The following is a 25,940-nucleotide window of genomic DNA, read 5'->3' on the forward strand; positions in this document are numbered from 1 at the left end:
AATGCTGACGCTAACGAAAGACCGCGCCCTGGCGCTGGCGCTGCTCCTGATTGTGGCTGTCATGTGGATTGAGTCGGGCGATATCCGCCCACCTACTAGTTGGCAACCGTATGGATCAGCGCTTTTCCCTCGTATTTTGCTAGTACTCATCGGGCTGCTGTCCCTCACTATCCTGGTGCGATCACTACTGGTGACAGTGCCCGAGCGGGCAGGTACAAAACAGCTGCTCCAAGAGTGGTTTCAGAAGCGACGCATCATCGTTGCTATCTTTTTCCTGTTTGGGCTTTATACAGCCTTACTCCCTTTGGTGGGCTACATCGTGGCGACGATAGGCTTCTTAGTCGCTTCGCTGGCACTTCTCATGGGCATAAATACACGACGTAAGTGGGTCATCAACCTCACGCTCAGCTTTACGCTGACGTTGGTTATTTTTGTCATTTTCCGCCATGGCCTGAACGTCTGGCTGCCTTAACCTATGGAGTAAATAATGACTAATTTTTTCCTCCAAGCCCTCGCTGAGGTCGGCACGCCATCGGTTTTGGGTTTGATCGTGATCGGGGTGTTGTTCGGAATCATCGGCGGTAGCATTCCTGGCTTTACCGTCACCATGGCCATTCTGGTGGTCTTTCCATTCACCTTTGCGATGGACCCGGTAAGCGGCGTTTCATTGATGGTCGGCGTGTTCGTGGGTGGCTATTCAGGTGGCATTGTGTCGGGCGTAATGCTCGGGATACCCGGCACACCCTCCTCCATTACCACCGTGTATGACGGCTACCCCATGGCACAAAAGGGCGATCCTGGGCGCGCGCTCGGTATTGGTGTTGTCGCCTCGTTTTTAGGCACCCTGATTAGCGTGGCAGTGCTGGTCTTTTTCGGCCCGTTAATTGCCAGTTTCAGTATGAATTTTCGCCCTTGGGAAATCACTGCACTCATCGTATTTGCGTTAACCCTTGTGGCCGGGCTTTCAAACGGCGCATTACTAAAAGGCTTACTCGCGGCGGCGTTGGGCTTGTTGATTACCACCGTGGGCTACGACCGAAATAGCAACTTACGGTTTGATTTTGGCATTCCGGCCCTGGGGTCAGGCTTTGAAATTCTGCCCGTTATGATCGGCATCTTTGCCTTCTCCCAACTGCTTGGCAATATTGAAAAGCTCAAGGATGGCGGTAGCGGCGCTAAAGATATCAATACCAACGTAATGATTCCCTATGGCCGTATTATGAAAGATATGGCGAGGCAAAAGCTTAATACGTTGCGCTCTGCCTTAATCGGCAGCTTAGTCGGCGCGTTACCTGGCACGGGCGGTACGGTGGCTAACTTTTTAAGCTACGACCAAGCCAAAAAATTCTCTAAGCATCCGGAAGAGTTTGGCAAAGGCACTCCAAGCGGCCTCGTGGCTTCAGAAGCATCTAATAGTGCTGTTGCCGGTGGCGCCTTTGTTCCCACCCTGGCGCTAGGAATACCGGGTGACTTGCCGATGGCCATCATGATGGGGGTACTCATCCTGCACGGCATTACGCCAGGGCCAATGATGTTTGAACAAAACCCCGTACTGGTAGGTGCTATCTACGCCAGCCTGCTGATCGGCGCAGTGGTCATGGTGCTCTGCAACCTGTTGCTAGTGCGTTGGTTCGCCAAAATATCGCTCATTCCACAGCAGATTCTCGTTCCCGTCGTGTTAATGCTATGCGCGATTGGCGCCTATGCGCTGAATAACAATCTGTTCGATATTTGGGTGCTATTTATCTTCGGGATTATTGGTTACCTGCTGTGGAAAGCGGAAGTGCCGCTAACGCCGCTGATACTGGGTGTGGTGCTTGGCAACAATCTTGAGCGCCAGTTATTTCGCGCCCTGGAGCTTAACGATAGTTGGCTCACCTTCTTAACACGGCCACTATCAGCGCTTTTCTTAGCGTTAGCCGTCGCCTCGGTCATCTTCTCTCTCTATCAAGACCGAAAGATACAACATGCAAAAACAGCGGCTCAACAAGAGAACGTTTGAGAAGCCCATGCCCATAACGCTGAACTGAACTAACGACTTAAAAGGAATCTGGTATGCAACACGATGCACTTTACTACCCTAGCGCCTCCCGCCGTATGGCGACATTTGGCAAGCGCGGCATGGTGGCCACATCGCAGCCATTAGCCGCCCAAGTGGGCATAAGTATTCTGCAGCAAGGCGGCAATGCGATTGATGCCGCCATCGCCACGGCAGCTGCGCTGACGGTCGTCGAGCCAACGTCCAATGGCATTGGCAGCGACGCCTTCGCTATTGTTTGGGTAGACGGTAAACTGCATGGCCTTAACGCCAGCGGCCCTGCCCCCCAGGCGGCCACCATTGAGGCCCTGAAAGCGCTGGGGCATGATGCGATACCTAACCATGGCATGCTGCCGGTCACCGTACCTGGCGCGCCTGCGGCCTGGGCGGCACTGTCAGAGCGCTTTGGCAAGCTGCCGTTTGCCGAACTGCTCGCCCCGGCTATCGCCCTAGCAGAAGAAGGCTTTGCCGTAACGCCCGTGATTCACCAAATGTGGGAAGAAGCCTTCCATACCTACTCCGCTTATTCGGATACCGCATTTAAACCATGGTTTGACACCTTCACACCGAATGGTCATGCGCCGCGCCCCGGCGAGCTATGGTCCTCTCCCGACCATGCCAACAGCTTAAAAGCCATTGCAGACACCAAAGCAGAGGCCTTCTATAAGGGCGAGCTGGCGGAGGCGATTGATGCTTTTTCTCGCGAGCATGGCGGCTTACTGCGCAAAGAAGACCTTGCGGCCTATCAGCCCGAGTGGGTTGAGCCCATCAGCGTGCGTTACAAAGGACACGATATTTGGGAAATCCCGCCCAACGGTAGCGGCATGATTGTGCTACAAGCGCTGGGCATGCTGGAGCACTTGAAGCCCGCAAGCGACCCCTTCGAAACGCTGCACCGACGTATTGAAGCCACTAAGTTGGCCTACATGGATGGCTTCAAACACATCACCGAACGCAGCGAGATGCTGCCCACCACCGAGCAAATGCTGGATGATCGCTACCTGAAAACACGCGCCGCGCTGATTGGCGAACAGGCCGTTGACCCAGCACACGGCAATCCGCTGCAAGGCGGCACGGTCTATCTCGCCACCGCCGACGACGAAGGCAATATGGTGTCGTTTATCCAAAGTAATTTTAAAGGCTTTGGTTCCGGCATGGTGGTGGCCGGCACCGGCATTAGCCTGCAAAACCGGGGCTGGTCGTTCTCCCTTGACCCGCAGCACCCCAATGCCTTGGCGCCAGGAAAACGCACCTACCACACCATCATTCCAGGCTTTATTACTAAAGATAATCAAGCCGTTGGGCCGTTCGGCGTGATGGGTGGCTATATGCAGCCGCAAGGGCAAGTACAGGTCGTCACGGCTATGCTGGATGACCAGCTAAACCCGCAGGCAGCGCTGGATATGCCGCGCTGGAAGTGGACGGCTGGCAAAACCATTGAAGTTGAAGCTGATTTCCCCAACCACTTAGCACTCGCGCTGGCCCGTCGCGGTCACAACATCGTTAAGGTTGCTGATTCGATCAGCTTCGGCCGTGGCCAAATCATTCTGCGCGACCCTGAAACGGGCGTACTGCAAGGTGGCACCGAGCCCCGCACCGACGGCGCTGTACTGCCGCTTTAACGCTTCACGCCTACTGCTACGCAGCGTAAATGCGGCGGGCAGTAGGCTGGCTATCAACGCCAAAGCCCCGCATCATAGCAGCCTCTTTTTTTATGTTGCTGATCAATGACACCGCCACCATCACCTTCACAACCCCACTCCCCCTTTAGCGGCTTTTTTAGCGTTTTTCGCTATAGCCGCAGCGCGCTTACCCTGGTTTGGGAAACCTCCCGCTGGATGATGCTGGGATTAGCACTCTGCACCTTAGTGGCGGGTGTGCTGCCTGCGGTGGCAGCGTGGGTCGGCCAGCTGATTGTGGATGGCGTGGTAGGCGCCATGGAAAGCTATCAGGCGCAAAGCTCACCCAATCTCTGGGAAACGCTCACCCCCGTATTAGGTTTAGTGGCTCTTGAAGGGCTGATTATTGCGCTGATTGCCCTGGCCCAGCGTGGGCTATCGGCCCAGCAGTCGCTGCTGCGGGCGCTGCTAGGCAACAAAGTCAACGTAATGATTTTAGAAAAAGCGGGCACGCTCTCGCTTGGCCAATTTGAAGACTCAGAGCTTTACGACAAACTGACCCGCGCCCGCCGGGAAGCCTCTACCCGCCCGCTTGCCTTAGTCAATAAAACCTTTGGGCTGCTACAGAACGCCATTTCGCTGGCAAGCTTTGGTTTCTTATTGGTGCAGTTTTCCCCCTGGGCGCTGCTTATTTTAGTTGTGGGCGCACTGCCGGTGTTTCTTTCAGAAGCGAAATTTTCCGGCGATGCGTTTCGGCTATTTCGCTGGCGTTCGCCCCAAGCCCGCATGCAGATGTATTTAGAAACCGTACTGGCTCGGGAAGACAGTATCAAAGAGGTAAAGCTCTTCGGCTTAGAGCCCTTGTTTTTGCAACGTTACCGAGACATCTTCAACCGGCTGTTTGTTGAAGAGCGCCTCTTAACGCTGCGTCGAGAAAGCTGGGGGTTTATCCTTGGCCTACTTGGCACGCTCACCTTTTATGCTGCGTACGGCTGGGTGGTGGTGGAAACCATTGTGGGGGCGCTCACCCTTGGCCAAATGACCATGTACCTGATGGTGTTTAAACAGGGGCAAGGCGCCTTATCAGCCAGCCTGACCGCCATCAGCGGCATGTATGAAGATAACCTGTACCTATCCAATCTTTATGAATACCTTGAGCAACCCACCGACGTTGAAGAAGGTCATCTCACCCAGGGCGTTGCCCCGGGTGACGGGCTGCGCTTTGAGCACGTCAGCTTCTCGTATCCTGGTGGTGGTGAAGTGCTACACGATATTTCGCTTCATTTGGTGCCGGGAGGCAGTCTCGCGCTAGTGGGAGAAAACGGCTCGGGTAAAACCACGTTGATAAAGCTCTTAACGCGGCTTTACCACCCGACTAAGGGGCGAATTCTGTTAGATGGTAGCGACTTAAAATCCTGGGATACTCAGGCATTGCGTGAACGGGTCGGGGTCATTTTCCAGGATTTTGTGCGCTACCAATTAACGGTTGGTGAAAACCTCGGCGTGGGCGATACCCAAGCGTTTGACGACGAACAGCGCTGGCAACAGGCGGCGCACAATGGCATGGCGGATGAATTTATCACACGCATGCCCAGTGGCTACCAAACCCAGCTGGGCCGTTGGTTTAAAAATGGTCAGGAGCTCTCAGGCGGACAGTGGCAAAAAGTAGCGCTTTCACGCGCTTATATGCGCAAAAATGCCGATATTTTAGTGCTGGATGAGCCCACTGCCGCCATGGATGCCGCCGCAGAAGCGGAAGTATTCGCCCGTTTTCGGGAACACAGTAGCGACAAAATGACGATTCTGATTTCCCACCGCTTTTCCACCGTGCGTAGTGCCGAGCAGATCGTGGTGATTGACCAAGGACGCATTATTGAGCAAGGCACCCATGAAACACTGCTAGAAGAGAACGGGCGCTACGCGTCGTTATTTCACTTACAGGCCGAAGGATATAGGTAAAAAGTGATAGTGATATAACACAACATCTAGCTTGCAATAAAAGAAGTGTACAGAGCGGTTAGCTTTTTGCTTTGCCAGCAATGCTTCAAGACCAAAAGTTTTATTTTTGGCCTAAAATCGTTGATATTTTTCTTTAGCTTTTCTACGGTTAATAAGTATCTCGAAGGTAAAGCAGGGATGTTTTCGGAGGCACGGAGCCTCATGGGGCAGGACGCTCATAGGAACAAGGAAGGCTATTCATGTTTGCAGGATGCACACTATAGCCACGGAGTTTTGAAAGTAGACGTACCGCTGCCCAAGTAAGAGAATGCAGCAGCGCCCTCACAGTCATGCTGTGGGGGCGTTTTTTTATGTATAGGGTAAAAAATTTGACTGGGCGTTTATGCCTCCTGATTAACAAGAGGCATAATAATTTTTTATAAAGCTCCGGGGCTAATGACCATATACAGCGATACCGCTACGTCCATTGCGCTTGATGAAATACATGCTCTGATCAGCAGCTTCCACTAGTTCGTTAGCACTGGCAAACCCGCCATCTTCAAGGCTTGCAATACCAATTGAGGCAGTCACGTAAATAGGCTGATCTTGGTACCAAGCCATTGGTTGCTCTTGTAGCCGGTTAGCAACGCGCTGGGCAAATTTTTTGGCGCTGCTTGCATTTTCTCCCGGTAAAACAGCCATAAATTCTTCTCCACCATAACGACCGGCCAGGTCGCCATCGCGTATGATGACATTGAGTAATTTGGCAAAGCTTACCAGTACGCTATCACCAATAGCATGACCAAATTGGTCATTAATCAATTTAAAGCGATCAATATCAAAGAAAACAATGGAAAGCGTGCTGCCACCTTCACGGCATTTCCAAAATCGCTTATCTAGTTGCTCCTCTAACCACCCCCGGTTTGCTATCCCTGTCAATGCATCGGTACGACTTCGTGCCTCAATTACGTTTTGACGTTCAAGCAGTTGCGCTAACTCTTTTTGCTGTTGGTCTAAACGAGCGCTCAAGGCTAAGGTTTGCTCAAATAACAGCTGCTGAGCTTCTGCCAGCAATGCTTCGTTATAGTGTTGTGTCGGTGCTGTGATATCCAGGATATTAGCGAGGCTGGGAAGCTGAGTTTCAATAGTGTTAAGAATTTCGCCTAGCTCGACATGTTCTACTAACGGGTGGCTTTCCAATTTACGCATAAGGTTCACCAGTGCCTGGGCAGGCGATGGCGAAAGCCAAGCATCAGCAATATGTCCAGAAAGCCGGATGCACAGTTGGTCTGCTGATGTCACCGAAAAATCCAAATGACTAGTTTGAATTGCTTCTGCTATGGGAGTGGGGACTCCCCACTTTGCGGCAAGCCAAGCACCTACAATGGCATGATCACAGCCAAATAACACGTGCTCATTGTGATTCAGCTCTGGGTGAAAAACGGCGGGTGTTTCATAAACACTCGCGACTTCTTCAGGGTAGAGAGCCTCTAAGGCTAGAACTCCAATATCCTGTAATAAAGCCGCTGTAAAAACAAAATCTTTCTTAGACGGACACAAAAGATTGGCCAGATAGCGCGAGGCAATGGCAGCGATGAGTGAGCGGCTCCAAACCCTTTGCAGATAGGCATTGGCCCCTTTCTGGCGAAATAAGCTAAAGCTAAGCGTTGCTGCCAAAGTAGTATCTAACCCAATACGCGCAACAGCCTCCTGGCAGCTACTTATTGACGGTGCACTGTTACGGGTATAGTGAGCACTGTTAGCTAACGCCAGTAAACGCGCAGTAAGTACTGGGTCATGCTCGATAGCATCAGCGTAAGCCTTGACATTCGCATTTGAGGATCTCGCAATGGCGAGCACTTTCATGGCAACTGAAGGCAGTGTGGGCAGTGTTGCACAACCTTCGAGGCTATGACGAATGAAGGCGGGCAGTGGAGAGCTAAGCGATAGTTGAGCACTATAGTCGGTTGGTTGAATAGCCATCATAGCAAGTCCCTGTGTTTATCCGGCTAGTGATAGGGGATCATTTTTTATAATCAAACAAGCGTTTTTTAGCATAGGACAGAAGTAAAAGGGTGGGAAGCAATGGAGGCGTCTTTTTTGATTGATTAAAAAAGAGGACGTACTTCATGAGCCGCTCTTACGGACAGTTCATTCTGTGATTATGAACGAGTATGACCGCAGCGGCGTTGCAAGCGAGCTGAGACGCGCCACGCAAGAGCAGCGCTTCGATTTTCTCATTATTGACTGGCGATTACCGGATGGCTGCGGCATGGATGTCGTTGCCCATCTACGTCAAAACGATGGCTGGCGTGGCCCGATCCTCTTCATCACTGCAAGCCAAAATGAAGAGGACGTTGTAACAGCGCTGGAGCAAGGCGCCGACGACTTTTTGGCCAAGCCGTTACGTCCAAGAGAATTAATTGCCCGGGTTAGCGCACTTGGCCGTCGCGTAGGTTACGAGACATCAGCTCATGCCATCGCTTGCCCAGATATATTTGCTATTAATCAGGAAGAGCACAGCATCAGTATCGCGGGAAACTATGTGGCGCTGACCGAACGCGAATATAGATTAGCCATCCTGTTTTTCTCTAAAGTGGGCGAGCTACTGACACGCGCCTATCTTTTGGAGCTAGTGTGGGGAATCAAAGGCAGTGTTTCTACTCGTACGGTGGATACCCACGTCAGTCGGCTGCGCCGTAAGCTGGAGTTGGATGGGCGTCATGGCCTACGCCTACGCAGCGTATATCAATCGGGCTATCGCATGGAGGTGTGTAGCATCTCCTCCGTAGAGCAAGCAGCCAATCACTAAAAAGCCGACACACTCGGTCGGCTAAACTGATGAGAGCTGCTCAGTAAAGCTTGAGCAGTGAGATGCTTGTGGAAGGCATCGCCAAAGCGCCTGATTAAGCGGCTTGGCGATGCCCTCGCCCAACGGACTTACCTTTACGGGAGTAGCTACCCTTTCCTTTTTTCGGTGTTTGCTGCTGCATTTTGAACATCGGCGTTCGCAGCTGCGCTTTTAACGCATTGTCGCGAATCTTACGCTGTTTCATCTCTTTCTCCTGTTATGAATAAGCACTGGCCTGAGTGGGCGCTCACTATGACACCTTCTCGCTTTTAGCGTTCATTTCTTAGCGCAAGGAGGGTTTCCAAAAATTAGTGAGCAAATGCAAGAATAAGTGACTGACAAAGCCGCTGTCGATATTGCTATGCTTGCCGCCTGTTGGTGATACAAGCATGGGAGATAACACGTTCGTGAAGACAGAATCCAGCACCCTGGCCTTTTCCGCCTTTATGGCGCTTTTCATTGGCTGTGCGGGCATCGTGGCTACACTTGCCTCCAACTCTCAAGCCATCCTGCTGGATGGGCTTTTCAACTTGATCTACTTCAGCGTAGCGTTGGTCACCATCAAGGTAAGCAAACTGGCCAGCCGCCCAGATAGTGACGCTTACCCTTTTGGCTATAGCTATTTTGAGTCGCTGGTCAATCTGTGCAAAGGGCTGCTGATTTTAGGCGTGTCTATTTTTGCGTTAGTGGATGCTATCGCTGCGCTGCTCACCGGTGGCCGGGAAATCTCTGCTGGTTTAGCTGTTCTGTATGCGCTTTTTGCCACCGCCGCCTGCTCGCTCACTGCGTGGGTCATGCACCGTAGCCAACGCCATGTGCATAGCCCTCTGATAGCGGCTGACAAGCTCAATTGGGTGGTTAATAGTGTCATCTCGGCCGCCGTGCTCGCGGCATTCTGTTTGGTGTTGCTGTTTGAGCGCATAGGCTGGCAAGCTATCCTGCCCTACGTCGACTCAGTGCTTGTCATTGCAGTGGTCATTCTCTGTCTGGGTGTCCCGGTTCGTATGGCCTCTCAAGCGCTACGGGAACTGCTCAATAAAACCCCAGAAGAGTCCTTGGCAGAGCCTGTACGCCAAGCTGTTGTGCGTGCGCTGGCCGACGTTGATACCCACGAAGTGCGGGTACGCATGGTACGCCCCGGCCGCTTACTGTATGTAATGGTACACGTGGTCTTACCCGGCGCCTCATCAGAAGCGTCACTGACTCACCAAGACCGGCTGCGCCAGCGCATTGATGAAGTAGTACGCCGCGAATATTCGCCGGTGGTGTGTGATGTGGTGTTTACCGCCGATACCCGATGGGCAGCGCCCTCCTGTGGGCTGCTGGTTAAGAAAGCATAAACTTTCTTAACGCGACTCCATACACAAATAGGCCCCCGACGATGGCTAGCGTTCAACCTCTAGGTCGACCACTAAGTCATCTCGAAATAACGGCGGGTTAAATTCGTCAGGGTAGCCACCTGGATTGGCGACGATACGGGTGCCGTTATGCAGCAGATCGACCGGCTCATGGACATGCCCATGCACCCACAGATCCATTTTGCCCATCAATTGCGGCAAGTGCGAAGCAAAGGCGGGAGAAAGCGCATCACCGAGATATTGTTCAGGAATGCAGCGATGCAGCGGTGCGTGATGACTAATGACTACTTTGTGGCCATCAAAAGGCTCAGCGAGTTCGCAGCTTAACCAGCGAAGCGCTGCTGCATGCAGTTCCCGGCTAGCTTGGGGCGTAAAAGGCTCCCCAGGTGCCGTTGTAACGATACGAAAATCGGGCATGTAGCGCAGTGCTTTTGCTTCGGTATCTTGCGGGTTGCGCGTTGGGTCGTCTGCATAGAGTGCAAAATCGGTCCATAGCGTCGTCCCATAAAAGCGCACCCCGCCTAGCGTAACGGCCCGGTTATCCAGTAACTCAATCTTATGGCGCGCAGCTTCAAGGGCTAATTCTTCGCGTAATAAAGGCATACATGTGCCATAAAACTCATGATTGCCAGGCACATATAAAATAGGTTGCGTTGGAAACTGTTGCCTAGCCCAGGCCAGCCCTTCTGTTTTCCGGTGAATATCTCCAGCTAGAATGATGATGTCCGCGTCAACCTCTGGCAGTTCGCGGTGACCGTCAAAAAACTCTAAATGAAGATCCGATAAAATTCGTAAGCGCATCGTTATCCTCGCGTTTGTTTATGAACGCACACGGCTCATAAACTGACTGATCAGCTGAACAACAAGCGACTCTGCTTCGCGATGCGGCACGTGATGGATACCGGGTAACAACTCACAGTGGGCTGGGCCGTTTACATAGCGCGCTATTTGCTCAGGTTGGCGGTGGGAGCCGTACTCATCGTTTTCACCGTGAAGCACCAGCGTGGGGCACATGACCCGCTCTAATGCTGGCCTAAGTGACCACTGTTCAAACGCGGGGTGTAACCACGTATCCGTCCAGGCATTTAGCACCCAGCGCGCTTTCTCGCCATGGTATTTTTCTAACTTGGCAAACTGCTCTGGGGCTTCAAATACAGCCTGAGCGTCCTGTATTCCCTGACGAGTACGGCGTTCGTTAATAGACTGAGCCGCAATGGTAATCAGCACAATGCACTGCTCAGCGTAGTGCCCGGCACAGTGCACCGCCATACCGCCGCCCACGCTATGCCCTAAAGCAATGAACTTCTCAAACGGTAACTCAGCGTGGAGTGCTGCAAAACTTGTCGTCGGCTCATCATCAATAAAACTGTGAAGCGGGGCCGCTGTGCATTGCTCTGAGCGGCCATAGCCCAATCGATCATAGGCAATGACTCGCCGCTGAGTGGCGGAGCAAAGCGCGGCAGGAAAGCTGCGCCACAGCTCAACACACCCCAGGGAGTCGTGAAAAAGGATAATCGGAATATCGCAGCATGCGGTTTGTGGCTCCCAAGTGCGGGTAAATAAGCGTCCGCCGGGGGCGTTTATCCAGCGGTCATGGGGAGTGGTCGTCATGGCACAGCCCTTAAACGAGTTAGTTGTTATATGTCATTGCAGTCAACATACCATGCTAAAGACGGCTCGGAGCCTCTAACCGTTGAAGAAATGACGCTATTTACGCTCATAAACGACACGGAGCCGCCTCGGATCTTTTTAGTCGCGGTGTCAAAAACGGTACCAAAAACAGTATCAATAACAGCACTAAAGCTTGGCGGCTGACCGGTTTCTGTGCTGTCTTGCGTTGGCTGTGGTGAAATCGAATGCTGCAGTGCAACAAAAAGACGCTATACTGCAGGTGTGTCCCTACAGGAGGACCACCCATGATGTTGACACTAACAACCTATCCGCAAGACGATGAAGTTCTCTTTTTTTGGGGTTTACAGGCCCGATGGCAACAAGCCGCTAACGAAGCATTAGCCGCCTATTACGGCTAAGCTTGGTCGTATTCACCGCTTTTACACCCCTTTAGACGAAAAGATAACTCTCCAAGCCGACGTGATTCGTCGGCTTCTTGGTATTATGAAAATCTTTTCCATTCAACAACGTATGAGATTTTTACCCTGATTTGTAAGCCAAAGCTTACGCTTTATAGCAAATCACTTACGTCCTTTGGACTACCCATAGGGCTGAAAAACGCCTAATATCTGAGGTTAGAGCTAACTTGCTGCATCGCACAATGTAAGCCGTGTATAACTAAAAATCCCCTTAACCTCCCCACTAGGAGTGCTCGCCATGCAACACTCAGTTACCCAAGGTCAGGCGATGGAAGTCGATGTCATGGAAGTTTGGGCGAAAAGCGCACAAGAGCAACGCGCCGCCTTTGATGCGGTTGCCGCGTATATGCGCAACCAATAAGCACGCATGATTGTTAGTGTCCCCACTGCATCGGCTCCCCTGCCGATGCAGTTTTCTTCTCTTCAAAAAGGCTACGCTTTCTTTGCGGCTGTTTGCACTCTACTGGTCGTCGTGAAGCTCAGCCAAGTAAGTATCTTGCAAGATATACATTCGCTTTACATCACGGTACTTGCCGTTGATGAAAAACTCCTTAACTAAATGCCCTTCTTCGATAAACCCACTCGCTTCGTAAAGATGAATGGCTTTGATGTTATCCACTGCCACAATCAGGTACACCTTGTGCAGGTTTAAGATGGTAAACGAGTAATGCAACGCTTGACGGATAAGCGAGCGGGCAAACCCTTTACCTTGATGGTCGGGCGTAATAATGATCTGAAACTCAGCGCTGCGATGGATATAGTCAATCTCAATTAGCTCTACCAAGCCAATGGCATGCCCTCTGCTATCTTCAGCAACGAAGCGTCGCTCCGCGTTGTCATGAATATGCTTATTGTAAAGCTCTTCCAGCTCGTCAAAGGATTCGTAAGGCTCTTCAAACCAGTACGACATAATGCTCTGGTTATTATTTAGCTCATGAACGAAGCGTAAGTCGTTACGCTCCAGAGCACGTAAATAAAGTTGATGGCTCATTGCTAATGACTCTTGGTAACGGCACTAAAGACTGATGATGGAGTGCTTAACGGTGCAATAGGTTCACTGCTGACGCGTTAATCGTTGAAAAGAATACAGTTCTGCGAGTGGGTGGTCGTTACCTTCAATGAACGCGCGCAACAGCTTGGCCCCTACTGCGCTGTAGGTAATGCCATTGCCCCCATACGCCAGCGCAAAATGCACCCTTGGCCCAAGCGATGTATGGGGGCCAAAGTAAGGCAGGCCGTCACGCGTTTCCGCAAATGTTCCTGCCCAGCTAAAGGTCGGGTTGATATCTAGCGAAGGCCAAAGCGCTTCAATTTTCGCGGCTAACCCTTGGGCCTTTTCTATTACCCTCGCATCACGGCGTTCGGGAAGGTCTTCGTCGTCATCATCGCCACCAACCAGCAGGCGCCCATCCTGAGTAGCACGCATATATAAATAAGGGCGTGCCGACTCCCATACCAGAGTATGGCGAAGTGGGCCGAGTGCTTCATTAGCTAACGGGTCAGTCACAAACGCATAGCTACTTCGGTTAGCCGCCACGGGCTCTGGTAGCCAATTTTGCGACTCGTACCCTGCGGCAATGATGACCTGCTGACAGCGTAGCGAGGCGCCGTTAGTGAGGATCATCTCAACGCCTTGCTCGCTGGGTTCCATTCGCTCGACTTGGGTACGGTCGTACACCTCGCCTCCCCGCGCCACTACCTTCTCAAACAGCTGATAAGCCATGCGATAAGGATCTATGCTGGCAGCCAGTTCGGACAAAATAGCGCCTGGAGCTTCGAACCCATACGTCGACAACACGTCATGGCGTTCAAGCCACGTAACATCGAACCCATGCTGCTGGCGTAACGCTAGCTCCGCTTTCAGCGCGGCCACGTCCTCATCGTTGCTTGCGTAATAAAGGCTTTGATGGCGCTCAAAGGCTACATTACCCAGCTCTGCGGCTAAGCTTTCCAGCGTCAAAATGGCATCAGCGCAAGTCTGGTACGCCATGACCGCGTTTGCCTCCCCATACTGCTCGGCCAGGTCCACCATGTGAGTGTCAATTTCGTACTGCAGCAAAGCAGTGCTGGCCGCCGAGCTGCCCCACCCTATATCACGGCGTTCTACTACTACCACGTGATGGCCATGGCGGCTTAGCTCGTCAGCGATTAACGCACCGGTTATCCCACCGCCGATCACGACTACTTCGCCTTCGTGGTCTCGGATTAATTGCGGAAACGTCTTCAATAACCCGTTTTTTACTGCCCAAAACGGGTAGCCACTTTTAAGATCCATCTCATCACCTATGCGGAGTTATCCTACAGTATGCTGTTAACAATAGTTCGTTACGGCCATATTGCTCTATTAGCTAGCGACGCATTTAGGCGAGGAGATATAGATGATTGATTTACGCAGCGATACGGTGACCCGCCCTACGGCCGCCATGCTGGACGCCATGATGACTGCCCCATTGGGCGATGATGTATGGGGTGACGACCCAACCGTCAATGCTTTTCAAACCAATCTGGCAGAGTTGGCAGGTAAGGAGGCAGCGCTGCTATTTCCCAGCGGCACCCAAAGCAACTTGGTGGCGCTGATGGCCCACTGCCAGCGGGGCGATGAGTACATTGTTGGGCAATCCGCCCATACCTACCGGTATGAAGGCGGCGGCGCGGCGGTGTTAGGCAGCATTCAGCCGCAGCCCATTGAGAACGACAACGATGGCAGCCTTCCCCTGGAAAAAATTTCTGCGGCCGTAAAAGCCGACGACTTCCACTTTGCCCGCACTCGCCTACTGGCATTGGAAAACACCATTGGCGGTAAGGTATTACCCGCTGCCTATATACAGCAGGCGACCGATTTAGCCCGCGAACATGGTCTAGCAACCCACCTAGATGGCGCTCGGCTGTTTAATGCGGCCGTGGCAACAGGCAGTTCGCTTCAGCAGCTCTGCCAGCCCTTTGACAGCATATCGCTGTGCTTTTCGAAAGGGCTCGGCACGCCCATGGGGTCTGCACTGGTTGGCTCCCAGGAGTTGATTAATAAAGCGCGCCGATTACGCAAGATGGTCGGCGGTGGCATGCGCCAATCCGGTATTATTGCTGCGGCTTGCCAGCATGCGCTGAATCACCACGTTGCCGACTTAGCTTCCGACCATCGCCGGGCAGCCCGCTTGGCAGAAGGGCTCTCGGCCCTCCCTGACGTTGCGGTTACCTCTCAGGCCACCAACATGGTGTTTGCCCGCTTTCCTGATGAGCATGTGCAGCCACTGGCGGCTTGGCTCAAAAAGCACGGTATTTTAATCGAACTGCTCTATGCAACGCGCCTTGTTGTCCATCGTGATATCGATGATGCCGACATTGATCAGGTCATTTCGGTTATGCAGCGCTATTTCGAGCAATAATTGCGTCGCCCACAGACGCATTTAGGCATTAGTCAAAAGTCTGAACCGCCTCACGCTTTCGCCTCATTAACGTGGGGCTTGGCGCAAAAGGCGTCTACACTTTGTTTTTGCTTTTAGTAAACAAGGGAACTAGCTAATGACGCCATGCGTCTGCCCCACCGCTCTTTTTCTAGCCACGTAGACGCTTTTTGGCGCACATTAGCCACTTTTTGGTAACAATATATTACCATCTAGATACAATCTGCACTACTATAGGCACTGAAGTAACACTGAGATGATGAAAAACAGCACCTCGGCGTAGGCAAGAAAATTGAGTCAATACGGTTCGGGGCAATACAACTAGACTACATATCGGAACACTATGCATGTTTCGGGCTGGGTGACACGCTTTCAGGCGGGTCTTTACATACTCTTGATCTGGTGTTGTCCCGTTGCGGCTAATGCGGACACGCTACAGCTGTCGCCCCCTTTTCAAGCGCACTACGCCTTAGGCCCAACGACGAGCTATTGGCACGATGCCCAAGGGCTTCGTTTGCCAGCCCTATTAGCGCTGGACCCGACATTTGAAAACTCCGAACATAATCGTGCGTTAAACTTCGGCTATACCCAGCGCGATACATGGCTCCGCACTCATATACATAACGATTCCGCCGAAGCCACCTCATGGATGGTGCGATTTGAATACCCTTTTTTAGATCACGTAATGCTTTATACGCTGCGAGGCCAACACAGCGAAGCGCAACAAAGTGGCAGCGCTCTGCCCGTTCCCATGCGCGCCTTAGCCCATCGCCAAGCCGTCTTTCCACTAACGCTAGCAGCCGGTGAACAGGTCACGCTGTATACCCGGATTAGTGCGTCGGGCAGTAAGTTCTTAAGCTATGATTTGATGGCGCCAGAGGCTTTTTATGCACAAAATGACCGCCATAATTTCTGGCTTGCGACCTATTTTGGCATGCTGCTAGCGCTTAGCATTTACAATCTGCTGCTATTTTTTGGGTTGAAAGAGCGGGTATTTCTTTACTATGCGCTATTTGCGTTCGGCTTTACCTTGGCAATATTGACTTTTAATGGCCTTGGTACGCTGATGTTTTGGAGCTTTTTAGGCGATAGCTCTGCACGGTTAGTCGCATTAGGTTTTACCTTTGCCTCCACCATGGGCACACTGTTTGCCCAAAGCTTTCTCAATACGGCTCTCTATTGCCCTCGCTGGCACCGTGCTATTACGTATTTCCGGTGGTACTGCTGGCTGGCGCTTTTTGCTGTATTGCTTTTACCCACGCAACCCGCCCTGCGGCTAATGGACATAACGGGGTTTACGGCATCGTTATTAATGCTGGTGTGCGGCTTGTATTGCAGCTGGCAGCGGGTGCCCAGTGCCCGCTTGTTCGTCGTTGCTTGGTCGCTATTTTTACTTGGCGCCGCCGTTTTTGCCTTGCGCAACCTTGGCGCACTACCCGCTAACTTTATTACGTTACACGGCATACAAATCGGTTCCGCGCTGGAGATGCTGCTGCTTTCGTTTGCGCTTGCGGCGCGTTTTAACAAGATGAAGAAACAAAAAGAGCAGGCTCAAGCAGAAACCGTTGCCATGCTGAAGCAGCAGGAAACACTCTTAGAGGCCAAAGTAGCCGAGCGCACCCGTGCGCTAGAGCGCTTGGCCAATCACGATATGCTTACCGGATTACTCAACCGCAATGGATTGGCCCGAAGTGCTGAACAAGCGCTAGAACGCAGCCACCAGCAACATATCCCGCTATGCCTGTTTATGTGTGACCTAGATCGGTTCAAGCCGATTAACGATGAGCATGGCCACGAAGCAGGTGATTTTGTACTGCAGCAAGTTGCTAAGCGGTTAGCACACTTAGCCCGTAACAATGACCGCTGCGCGCGGTTTGGCGGTGATGAGTTTGTGATGCTTTTTGAAGGGCTATGCGACCCAAAAGCCATTGATGAACTACGCTGCCGCATCGACCAAGCGATTCACCAGCCGATTAAACTTCCTAATGGCACACTGGTCTGCGTAGGCGTAAGCATCGGTGCCAGCACCAGCCATGGTGTTACGACAACGTTAGAGAGCTTAATGCGCGAAGCTGACCATAATATGTATGCAGTCAAGTCGTGCCAACCGCGCTATCGCTATGGCTCGGCGGGGTAACGGCCACTATGCCGGTACGAAAAAGCTTCGTACGAAAGCGATAGCTAGGGCCGTTAATATGCCAGGCTAATCGAATAGACTCATACGCTTCATCACGTTGTCGCGCTTAATTCGCCAATGGTAAAGCGCTCCCGCCACGTGAAGGGTTAGTAAAGCGAGAATTGCCCACCCCAAGCGTTCATGCCACATGAACAGCGCCTCTGAAAGCGCCTTATGTTCGCCTATTAGCCCCGGCAAGTGCCAGTGGAAGAACTCCACAGGGAACCCACCGCTAGCGGTCGCCGCCCACCCTAGCAGCGGCATGACAATTAATGCCAAATAAAGCAGATGATGCACGCTAGTACTGGCAAACCGTTCAAATCCATTAAGGGGCGGATCATGATCCGGAACGACAAACGCCAAGCGGGTAATTATGCGCAGCGTCATCAACAGTAAAAGGGCGACACCTAGCGTTTTATGGCTGGTATAGAGAACATTCGTTAACGCATTGCCTACTAAGTTGACAGTCCCCTCATAACCTAAAAATCCAAGCGTTAACCCACTCACTAGGGAAAGCAGTACAACCCCTGCCACCAACCAGTGCAGTATCCGGTGTGGGTAAATATAGTGATCCAACTCGTGCATTGAGTGCTCCTAACGGCTAATCACGTGAACTCATCGTGTATGTCATGTGTTAAGCGTAGTTCAGCCACGAACGTTGTAAGAATTTATAACGCATCCTGTGGCACCGCCAGCTGTTCTCGAATTAATTCACCCAGCCGGCGGGCAGGTTCTGAAGGCCGGTGAGGGGCACGATGCAAGGCTAGCTCAATCACAGGCAATGCGGGCATCCCGCTGCTCTCATCTAACGGCCGTAGCGAAGGGGTCAGCATACTGCGCGTGACCACCACCACGGCTAACCCTGCGGTAACGATAGGCGCAAGGCCCGCCATCGACTGACTCGTATACGCCACTCGCCACGCCCGTCCCGCAGCCTGCAGCGCTTGCTCTGCTGCGTCACGAAACACATCAGCACCGGGAGAATAGAGAGCAAGCGAAATGGGGTCGCTCAATGAAGGCTGCTGGTGTGTTCCCACGGCCCAATAAAGCGGCTCTCGGCGAATGACCTCACCGCCCGGCGAATTACGCTGACGCGTGACCAGTGCCAAGTCGATCTTAGCAGCTTTTACCTGCTCAACGAGGTGCGCACTGGTGCCACAAATAACCGTTAAGCCTACCGCCGGGTAGAGTTGGTGAAAGTAGGCAAATACCGACGGCAGCAGCGAAGCGTAGTCTTCGGGAATACCCAGTGTTAAATCGCCTGTGACTTGCTGAGCCTGCATATCGCTCCAGGCGTCGTCATTAAGCATTAATAAGCGACGAGCGTGGGTCAGTAAGCGCTCACCTTCTGAAGTGAAGCGTAAACGTCGTCCTTCGCGTTCATGTAAACGAAGCCCTAACTGCCTTTCTAAACGCTGCAGCTGCATGCTCACCGTGGACTGGGTATACGCCAACCGCTTGGCCGCCGCGGTCACGCTGCCGGTATCCGCGATGGCGACAAAAGTGCGCAAAAGCGCCAGATCTAACGTGGGTGCCCGCATACATCACCATTGTTGATATAACCAATCATAAAAGATCGATATTGTGATGAATGATTCCTGAGTATGCTGCGTGGAGTTTATCAAAGGCAAGGAGAACTCCATGTATCGCGCTCATTCAACCGTTGCGACACCCTCTTGGTTCAGCATTATCGCAGCGTTAGTGGCCGTGATGCTCTGGAGCGCGGCGCCGCTATTGGCAGCGCTTGCTCACACCTCGTCTCCACTGCAACTAACCGCACTGACACTGTTGGCAGGTGCACTCGCCACGCTTCCGCTTAGCCGCAGCGTCCCCATGGCAAGGTTGAGTAAAGGGTGGCAAGCCAGCGTTTGGCTGGGCATTCCACTGCTTATTTTTGGCGCTGTTAGCAGCTACTTTGTGGGAATGCGTTTAGCGCCTGCCGCAGAAGCAGCGCTCATTACTTATACATGGCCCGTTGTGTTTGTGCTGTTAAGCCAATGGAGTCGTTTAAGAACACTGCGCCTATCGGGGGTCATCGGCGCACTCATCGCATTTTCCGGCGCTGCGTTACTGCTGCTCCCTCAAGCGCTCAACGACGGTCTTGGCGGGGCAGCCAACGGCTATGCCTTAGCCCTACTCGCGGCTTGTTGCTGGGCACTTTACTCTTGGTTAGGCCAAACGGCGCCGGTAGCTTTAACGCCGCTGCTACCCCGCTTGCTTCTGGTGGCTTGCGCTATTGCTGCCGCTGCCAGCTTGCTAGTGGAAGGTAGCCCTAAGGCACTCAGTAGCGAAGCCTTGTTAGCAGGCATCGCCTTAGGATTGGGGCCTTATGGCATAGCCATGGTTGCTTGGGACAAAGCGCTGCGTTTGGGACAAGCCAGTATCGTTGGCAGCCTTGCCTATGGCGTACCGATTCTAGCGGCCGCATTGCTAGTAGTCGCAGGAATGAGTGTGCTGGACTGGCGACTGCCCTGCGCCGCTATATTAGTGGTGGTCGGTTGTTGCAGCGCAGGGCGTCGTGATGGCTGAACGTCAGCGTTTAGGTCGTCGGCTGGATATCTGCTGGCGCGGTACTCACCTGAAGCTCAAACATTCCACTACCGCTGGCACTAAAACCCCGTGCACTCACGGTATAGGTACCCGGCAGCAGCGATGTCTCCAGCAAAGAATCGGTGCCATTGCCACCATCATCATTGCTGTGGGAAACACCTTCACCGTATAGCTCAATGTAAGTGTCAAAATCGCTGGAACGCATGGCGAGCGTAACGTGCGTGCTCTCTTCCAGCGTAAGTTCGTAGGTAAGCGGTTCGCCACTGTACCAACCGTTTAAAGTTTCGTTAGGCGTCAAAGCACCTTCATTGCGTAGTTCGATACCGTTCGACAGATCACGCGGCGTGACGGAAAGAGAAAACAACCCACTGTCGTTACCAAAGGCGGTTCGCGCAGTGACCTGGTAAACGCCAGGGGCTAAAAAATCCGCGATTCGCGCATCTAAGCTGCCCGCGCTGTCATCATCTTCGCGAAAATACCCGTTAGGTCCCTCTAATTCTAGGTAGGCATCCACATCGTTAGAACTCATCTCGATTTGGTACATGCCCGCTTCTTCAATGTCCAATTCATAGTGAAGCGTCTGACCGCTGTACCAGCCATTTAACGCCTCGTTTGGCGCAATCGCGCCATCGTTACGCAGCTCACCGTTTCCCGGCAACGCTTTTGGTTCAGCGGTTAACGTAAATAAGCCATTGCCGTCGCCGTAGGCTGCGCGTGCGGTTAACTGGTAGTCGCCAGGGGCGAGAAAATCGGCAATTCGAGCGTTGAGGTTGCCAGCACTATCGTCGTCTTCACGATAGTAGCCATTCGGGCCTTCCATTTCTAAGTAAGCGTCAAAGTCATCGGCGAGCATTTCAATTTGATACATGCCGGCCTCTTCTACCGTAAGCGTTAGCTCTCGTGAGGCACCCTCAAGCCAGCTATCAATGGGGGTATCGATAGTGAGGGTATCTGAATCGCTTAGCTCAATGGCGCGGCTATTAATGCTAAAGGGGCCATAGCTATGCTCATCGGCGCCACTAACCACTACGATGTACTCGCCGCCCTCTTTAATAGGCTGACGTAGGGTCGGTGCGCTCCCCAATAGTGCTAGCTGATCGTCATACAGTGCCACCACGCCTTGTAACGCACCACGCAGTGAGAACTCGACCAGCGCTCCTTCTTCCAGGTTAATGGCATAGCGTAAAAATCGGCTGCCATCTTTACCGTTCAATTCGCTGGCTGAGGTGATTTCACCGTTCGCTCGCTCGCCCAGCGTTAAGCTTTCCAGCGTGTTTTGTGGCTGCGGTTCTTCGGTATCAAACATGGAACTTGTAAACGTTTGCGCTGCTAAAAAACCAACGGCAGCACCGCCAACAGCAACAACAATAAGCGACAAAGGAGAAGACTTAGCCATGGGGCATCCTTATGAGTGGTAATAAGACACGAGCGATAACGAAACTAAATTATATATTGCTTACATGCACAAAGAGAGCACTTAAAAAATATTGCAGCGCACAAAAACATTGTTTGATTATCAATCGGCCTGAAGACAGTAACTGACTGAATCCCAAGGCCAACCGCAAAAAATTAAAAAAATCGCAATTATGAAGCCATTTGCATCGATCTTCTTAAAGCTTGCTGACTCAAAACGAGCGCGTTACTATCGGGAAGCCTCATTAGGCCCTCATCGATAAATGATCCGCAATATGAAAAACTGAGGTACTCCCATGGGAGCCCATAAGCGACTGATTCGAACGAGCTGTTTAGCAGCATTATTGATAGCTTGCACGGCAACAACCGCCGTTGCCCATGAGTTAGAAACCGAGCGCGGCGTCGCCTCTTTTTATAGTGACCGCTTTCAAGGTGCTACCACTGCTAGCGGTGAACGATTTGATCAGCAGGAATTAACGGCAGCTCACCCAAGCTTACCGTTCGGCACCAAAGTCTTGGTCACCCGCCCAGATACAGGGCAAGAAGTCGAGGTACTGATCAATGATCGCGGCCCCTTCGTTCAAGGACGTGTCATTGACCTTTCAAAGCGAGCGGCAATGAAACTTGGCATGATTCGCCGTGGCACGGCGCCGGTTCTACTGACTCTGCTGGATTAGTCCTGCTGGTCTAGCCCAATGGCATGGACGGCATAGCGAGTTAACGGATAGCACACCCGCAAGTGTGTGATACCCCTTAAACGATCAACTCAATACATCTGGTTCCGTTACACCTATCTAGCGCGGCTTCTGGGCCGCGCTTTTTATTGGAACCATGCTTTATGACGAGCATTTTTCAAAAAAAATAGGTTTCCACTGTGCTTTGCAGCCTCAGTTCAATTTCCTCTTTCTGAGTGGCGAACTTGCGAGCATGCTAACAGTCTCTATCCTGCTAGAAGGAAATTCACTTCGCATCAGCAGGAGGCACACATGCAATCCCACTTCTTTACCTTAACGGGCTACCCCACAGGCCTTCCCGAACGCGAACTGTTTTCGCTACAAAGCCAGGAACTTCCGGATCTCAGCGAAGGCGAAGTTCGCATTCGCAACCACTGGCTGTCTGTAGACCCCTATATGCGTGGCCGAATGACCGGCATGCACACCTATAGCTCGGCCAACCCATGGAAGGCGGCGCTATTGGAGAGGTCATCGAGTCCAATGACTCACGGCTTAAAGTGGGAGACACGGTGAGTCATATGGGTGGCTGGCGAGATATTGCGCAGATTTCTGCTGAAGGCGTCACACCGCTCCCTGATAGTGATGTGCCAGAGCAGGCCTATTTAGGCGTGTTGGGCATGCCAGGTATGACCGCCTGGACAGGCTTGAACCTCATTGCTGAGTGCAAACCCGGCGATAACGTATTAGTCAGTGCCGCCAGCGGTGCTGTTGGGTCGTTGGCGGTTCAACTTGCCAAAGCAAAAGGGTGTCATGTAGTGGGCATTGCCGGGTCGGCCAATAAGCTTGCCTGGTTGGAGTCGCTGGGTGTCGAACCGGTTAGCTATCGTGACCGCACGGCTCAAGAACTAAGCGATGCCATCAAGCTGGCGAGTCCGAATGGTATTGATGTCTATTTTGAAAATGTGGGCGGCATCTGCCTTGAAGCAGCGCTTAGCCAGCTTAATGAAGGCGCGCGAATTGCTGTTTGCGGCATGATTGATAGCTACAATGCCCAAACGCCGCCACCGGGTCCTCGCAACTTGGCGCAGCTGGTGGTGCGCAAAGCCAAAATGCAGGGCTTTATAGTGGCGGATCACTGGGCCAGCTACCGCTATTTTCTCAACGAAGTAGCGCCACAGGTTGCAAAAGGCAGCATCAGCTATAAAGAAACGGTCAAGGAAGGGCTTGAAAGCACGCCTGATGCATTTTTAGCGCTTTTTGAAGGCGCCAACACCGGTAAAATGCTCGTCAAACTGGTGTAAATATTGGCAGGGCAGCCTCGGAGCTGCCCTGTTTATCAAAATACAAACCAAGCGTTAACAAGCGTACTTTAAAAACTGACCTCTATCCCACCATATACGCTGCGCCCTGGCGCGGGTTCATAGTAGCGGCCAAAAGTACCGTTCAAACGCACATTGTCAAAATATGCTTCATCAAACAGGTTCCGGACGCCTACATAAGCGTTTAAGCGCGTATCGCCGCCTATTTGCCAACCGTCCCCAAATCGCAGGTTGACCAACCAGTAGCTACCCACCTCTGTCTCATTGGCGTTATCCGCTACCAAATCGCCCACATAGTGCGTTTCCAGCGTTGCAAAGCGCTCATCGCCCCCTTGCCACGTGAATTGGTTTATCCAAGTTTGCTCGGGCAAGCCTGGGATGCGATTACCATCGAAGCGCTCGTTTGGGGTGGCAAAGCTATCAAACTCATAGCGCGCCAGCGTTAAAGCGCTATCCAAGCGCCACTGGTCGGCCAGCTGCCAGCCAAGCGCCAGTTCCACACCCTCGCGGCTAGTATCACCAGCGTTTTGGTAGAAGGTGCGGCCACCATCATCAAAAGGCACCAGCTCGTCACGCACACGCACTGAAAATAGCGCCACATCGTAGTCCATCGCTAGCGGAGCAATATAGCCACGCGCCCCTACTTCTCGGTTCCACGCTTTTTGCGGCTCCACCGTAGGGTTAAAGCCACCGCCTACAGGGTTAGCAAACTCTGCGAACGTTGGCGTTTCAAAGGCGGTACCAGTATTCGCGTAAACCTGATGCTGAGGCCGATAGCGATAGCTCAGCCCCGCCGAACCGCTCCACTCATTAAAGGTGCGCTCGCCACTTTGGTCGCCATCTTTAACATAGCGGTCATCTACCTCCAGCGTCACGCGGTCAAAACGAGCGCCAAGAGACAACGTCACTTGCTCGCTAAACGCCAAATCCCCCTGGGCAAACACCCCGGTCGCGGTCGCCGTTTGCGTCTCTTCCGCCGACTGCGTGCCAACCACGCCTTGAGTGTTAACATTGTTACGAAAGCGCTCATCCTCTTGGCGCGCCACGTCAGCGCCCACAATGTAGTTTAGCGGTAGGCTGCCCAAGGTGATCTCGTGGTGATATTCGCTGCTTGCGCCGGCATAATCGCGCTGATAGCCCAACCGGCTATCACCGACAAAAGGCAACTGTTGCTCAAAGCCCCGCCGAGCAATGAACCCTTTGAGATAAAACGCACCAGGGCCAGCGGATAAGTCTTCGTACTGAAGGCCAAGTAACTGTTGGTCTACGCGTTGCCTTGCATCTAACGTCCTTGCGTTTGGCGCTGCTTGATCACGACGACGGACTACTTCGCGCGCGTTGAGCGCGCCGGGGTCTTCGGAGCGAGGGTTTTCGAGAAGATTGATGATCGTGGTTAACGCCCGGCCGCTGCCCAACTCACGGCGCAGCTTTGCATTTAATAAGTACTTCTCAGTGGAGCTTTGTTCCCGGTAACCGTCCACACCGAGCGCTGAAACGCTCACGTGGTGCGACCAATCCCCTTGAGCGCCACCTGTCTGCACGACTGCTTTACGATAGCCGTCGTTTCCCATCTCCATGCGCACACTGGAACCAGGATCATCGCGACCATCGAAGGTGGTGACATCAATGACCCCACCCGCTGCGTTGCCATAAAGCACCGAGGAAGGCCCGCGAATCACCTCAATACGCTCGGCGCTGTCCAGGTCAATGGCGTCTAGCTGAGCCTGCCCATCAGGCAGGGTATAAGGAATACCATCAACCATCACCGTGATACCGCGCACCCCAAACGGCGCGCGAGCCCCAAACCCTCGAATGGCAACACGCTGCCCCTGGGCAAAGTTATCGCGGTTCTGCAGGAACACACCCGGCACTCTCGTCAGCGACTCATCCAGCCGCGTGCGCTGCTGGCCTTGGGCAATCGTGACGCGGTCAACTGTTGAGACAGCCGCTGGCGTAGCGTAAAGCTCACGCGCCAAACGCGGGGCACTTACCTCTAGCGTAGGCAGCACTGCGTCTTCACTGTTAGACACTTGCGCCCACGCAGGGCTGACGAGAAAAGCGCTAACCAGCAGGAGTGAGGGCAGTGAAGTCGAAGACATGGCGTCCTTTCCTCGTCAGTATTCAGTGGGGCCTGTAAAAACACGCTCTCTGGCAGAGAGGCGATGAGAGAAAAACTTTACACCTAAGTCGTAATAGTTCGCGAAGCGCAACTGCTATGACTACACTCACGGTTGTGCCATCAACATATTGATATCAAACCGCTATCAAAACACTGGTTATGTAAGCAAAGGAGGCTTTATGGCATTTACCGCGACGGACCCGATTAAAATGATCTTTGCCGTTATTCTGCCCCCCTTAGGGGTATTTTTTGAGGTCGGCTTCAAAGGACATTTCTGGCTGAATATCATTCTGACGCTATTTGGTTTTGTACCAGGTATCATCCATGCCTTTTATGTCATATTGAAACACTAGACATACTAGAACACTGATGTCGTTTTTGTACGCAACGATTC

The 25,940-nt window shown here is 52.6% G+C and carries 22 protein-coding genes and 1 pseudogene; 13 read left to right on the forward strand and 10 right to left on the reverse strand.

The features are described 5' to 3' along the window. Position 1 precedes the first annotated feature (1 nt). The 4 genes from LOS15_RS10985 to LOS15_RS11000 all read left to right on the forward strand — a co-directional run bounded on the left by LOS15_RS10985 (position 2) and on the right by LOS15_RS11000 (position 5,616). Positions 2–472 carry a tripartite tricarboxylate transporter TctB family protein gene (locus LOS15_RS10985; protein WP_263065933.1) on the forward strand — a complete coding sequence of 157 codons (471 nt, stop codon included), beginning with the start codon at positions 2–4 and terminating at the stop codon, positions 470–472. Positions 473–487: 15 nt separating this feature from the next. Further along, positions 488–2,002, forward strand: coding sequence for a tripartite tricarboxylate transporter permease (locus tag LOS15_RS10990; protein WP_263065935.1), 1,515 nt, complete (start codon positions 488–490; stop codon positions 2,000–2,002). A 53-nt stretch (positions 2,003–2,055) separates the two neighbouring features. Next, positions 2,056–3,660 (forward strand): gamma-glutamyltransferase family protein, encoded by a 1,605-nt coding sequence (locus tag LOS15_RS10995; RefSeq protein ID WP_263065936.1) that lies wholly within the window; start codon positions 2,056–2,058, stop codon positions 3,658–3,660. 105 nt (positions 3,661–3,765) lie between these two features. Further along, positions 3,766–5,616 carry an ABC transporter ATP-binding protein gene (locus LOS15_RS11000; protein ID WP_263065938.1) on the forward strand — a complete coding sequence of 617 codons (1,851 nt, stop codon included), beginning with the start codon at positions 3,766–3,768 and terminating at the stop codon, positions 5,614–5,616. A 432-nt stretch (positions 5,617–6,048) separates the two neighbouring features. On the opposite strand, the gene LOS15_RS11005 is transcribed toward LOS15_RS11000, so the two are convergent. Beyond that, entirely contained in the window at positions 6,049–7,461 is a 1,413-nt protein-coding gene (locus LOS15_RS11005) for a GGDEF domain-containing protein (RefSeq protein ID WP_263065939.1), read from the reverse strand. 298 nt (positions 7,462–7,759) lie between these two features. Between LOS15_RS11005 and LOS15_RS11010 the strand changes: the two genes are divergently transcribed. Further along, a complete protein-coding gene (locus LOS15_RS11010; RefSeq protein WP_263069699.1) occupies positions 7,760–8,407 on the forward strand; it encodes a response regulator transcription factor in 648 nt (215 codons plus the stop codon). Between the two features lie 94 nt (positions 8,408–8,501). Here LOS15_RS11010 and arfA read toward each other — a convergent pair whose 3' ends face one another. Beyond that, the gene (arfA, locus tag LOS15_RS11015; RefSeq protein ID WP_263065941.1) at positions 8,502–8,651 is read right to left on the reverse strand and encodes a ribosome alternative rescue factor ArfA; all 150 of its coding nucleotides are present in this window, start codon (positions 8,649–8,651) and stop codon (positions 8,502–8,504) included. Between the two features lie 202 nt (positions 8,652–8,853). Between arfA and LOS15_RS11020 the strand changes: the two genes are divergently transcribed. Then, entirely contained in the window at positions 8,854–9,786 is a 933-nt protein-coding gene (locus LOS15_RS11020) for a cation diffusion facilitator family transporter (RefSeq protein ID WP_263069700.1), read from the forward strand. Between the two features lie 45 nt (positions 9,787–9,831). Here LOS15_RS11020 and LOS15_RS11025 read toward each other — a convergent pair whose 3' ends face one another. Further along, positions 9,832–10,605: a metallophosphoesterase gene (locus LOS15_RS11025; protein WP_263065943.1), complete on the reverse strand. Its 774-nt coding sequence runs from the start codon at positions 10,603–10,605 to the stop codon at positions 9,832–9,834. Between the two features lie 18 nt (positions 10,606–10,623). Next, positions 10,624–11,415 carry an alpha/beta fold hydrolase gene (locus tag LOS15_RS11030; protein ID WP_263065944.1) on the reverse strand — a complete coding sequence of 264 codons (792 nt, stop codon included), beginning with the start codon at positions 11,413–11,415 and terminating at the stop codon, positions 10,624–10,626. Positions 11,416–12,132: 717 nt separating this feature from the next. Between LOS15_RS11030 and LOS15_RS11035 the strand changes: the two genes are divergently transcribed. Continuing rightward, a complete protein-coding gene (locus LOS15_RS11035; RefSeq protein WP_263065945.1) occupies positions 12,133–12,255 on the forward strand; it encodes a hypothetical protein in 123 nt (40 codons plus the stop codon). A 99-nt stretch (positions 12,256–12,354) separates the two neighbouring features. Here LOS15_RS11035 and speG read toward each other — a convergent pair whose 3' ends face one another. Beyond that, positions 12,355–12,885 carry a spermidine N1-acetyltransferase gene (gene speG, locus LOS15_RS11040; protein WP_263065946.1) on the reverse strand — a complete coding sequence of 177 codons (531 nt, stop codon included), beginning with the start codon at positions 12,883–12,885 and terminating at the stop codon, positions 12,355–12,357. A 63-nt stretch (positions 12,886–12,948) separates the two neighbouring features. Then, the gene (locus LOS15_RS11045) at positions 12,949–14,169 is read right to left on the reverse strand and encodes an NAD(P)/FAD-dependent oxidoreductase (RefSeq protein WP_263065948.1); all 1,221 of its coding nucleotides are present in this window, start codon (positions 14,167–14,169) and stop codon (positions 12,949–12,951) included. Between the two features lie 103 nt (positions 14,170–14,272). On the opposite strand from LOS15_RS11045, the gene ltaE reads away from it, so the two are divergent. After that, complete coding sequence (gene ltaE / locus LOS15_RS11050) at positions 14,273–15,277, forward strand: low-specificity L-threonine aldolase (protein WP_263065950.1); 1,005 nt, start codon at positions 14,273–14,275, stop codon at positions 15,275–15,277. Positions 15,278–15,638: 361 nt separating this feature from the next. Further along, the gene (locus LOS15_RS11055) at positions 15,639–17,432 is read left to right on the forward strand and encodes a 7TM diverse intracellular signaling domain-containing protein (RefSeq protein ID WP_263065951.1); all 1,794 of its coding nucleotides are present in this window, start codon (positions 15,639–15,641) and stop codon (positions 17,430–17,432) included. 66 nt (positions 17,433–17,498) lie between these two features. Here LOS15_RS11055 and LOS15_RS11060 read toward each other — a convergent pair whose 3' ends face one another. Next, positions 17,499–18,056 (reverse strand): cytochrome b, encoded by a 558-nt coding sequence (locus tag LOS15_RS11060; protein ID WP_263065953.1) that lies wholly within the window; start codon positions 18,054–18,056, stop codon positions 17,499–17,501. 83 nt (positions 18,057–18,139) lie between these two features. Next, a complete protein-coding gene (locus LOS15_RS11065; protein WP_263065954.1) occupies positions 18,140–19,012 on the reverse strand; it encodes a LysR substrate-binding domain-containing protein in 873 nt (290 codons plus the stop codon). A gap of 100 nt (positions 19,013–19,112) precedes the next feature. On the opposite strand from LOS15_RS11065, the gene LOS15_RS11070 reads away from it, so the two are divergent. Then, positions 19,113–20,000 carry a DMT family transporter gene (locus LOS15_RS11070; protein ID WP_263065956.1) on the forward strand — a complete coding sequence of 296 codons (888 nt, stop codon included), beginning with the start codon at positions 19,113–19,115 and terminating at the stop codon, positions 19,998–20,000. A 10-nt stretch (positions 20,001–20,010) separates the two neighbouring features. On the opposite strand, the gene LOS15_RS11075 is transcribed toward LOS15_RS11070, so the two are convergent. Further along, complete coding sequence (locus tag LOS15_RS11075) at positions 20,011–21,417, reverse strand: hypothetical protein (RefSeq protein WP_263065958.1); 1,407 nt, start codon at positions 21,415–21,417, stop codon at positions 20,011–20,013. A gap of 313 nt (positions 21,418–21,730) precedes the next feature. Between LOS15_RS11075 and LOS15_RS11080 the strand changes: the two genes are divergently transcribed. Both LOS15_RS11080 and LOS15_RS11085 read left to right on the forward strand, forming a co-directional pair. Beyond that, on the forward strand, positions 21,731–22,111 hold the full coding sequence (locus LOS15_RS11080) for a septal ring lytic transglycosylase RlpA family protein (protein WP_263065959.1): 381 nt from the start codon (positions 21,731–21,733) through the stop codon (positions 22,109–22,111). Positions 22,112–22,420: 309 nt separating this feature from the next. Continuing rightward, positions 22,421–23,409, forward strand: a pseudogene (locus LOS15_RS11085) (NADP-dependent oxidoreductase). Between the two features lie 68 nt (positions 23,410–23,477). Here LOS15_RS11085 and LOS15_RS11090 read toward each other — a convergent pair. Further along, positions 23,478–25,526: a TonB-dependent receptor family protein gene (locus LOS15_RS11090; protein ID WP_263065960.1), complete on the reverse strand. Its 2,049-nt coding sequence runs from the start codon at positions 25,524–25,526 to the stop codon at positions 23,478–23,480. 199 nt (positions 25,527–25,725) lie between these two features. Here LOS15_RS11090 and LOS15_RS11095 point away from each other — a divergent pair, with 199 nt between their 5' ends. Then, positions 25,726–25,899, forward strand: a complete 174-nt coding sequence (locus LOS15_RS11095; protein ID WP_009722289.1) for a YqaE/Pmp3 family membrane protein — start codon at positions 25,726–25,728, stop codon at positions 25,897–25,899. Positions 25,900–25,940: the final 41 nt, after the last annotated feature.

Source organism: Halomonas sp. 7T, assembly GCF_025643255.1.
GTDB lineage: Bacteria > Pseudomonadota > Gammaproteobacteria > Pseudomonadales > Halomonadaceae > Vreelandella.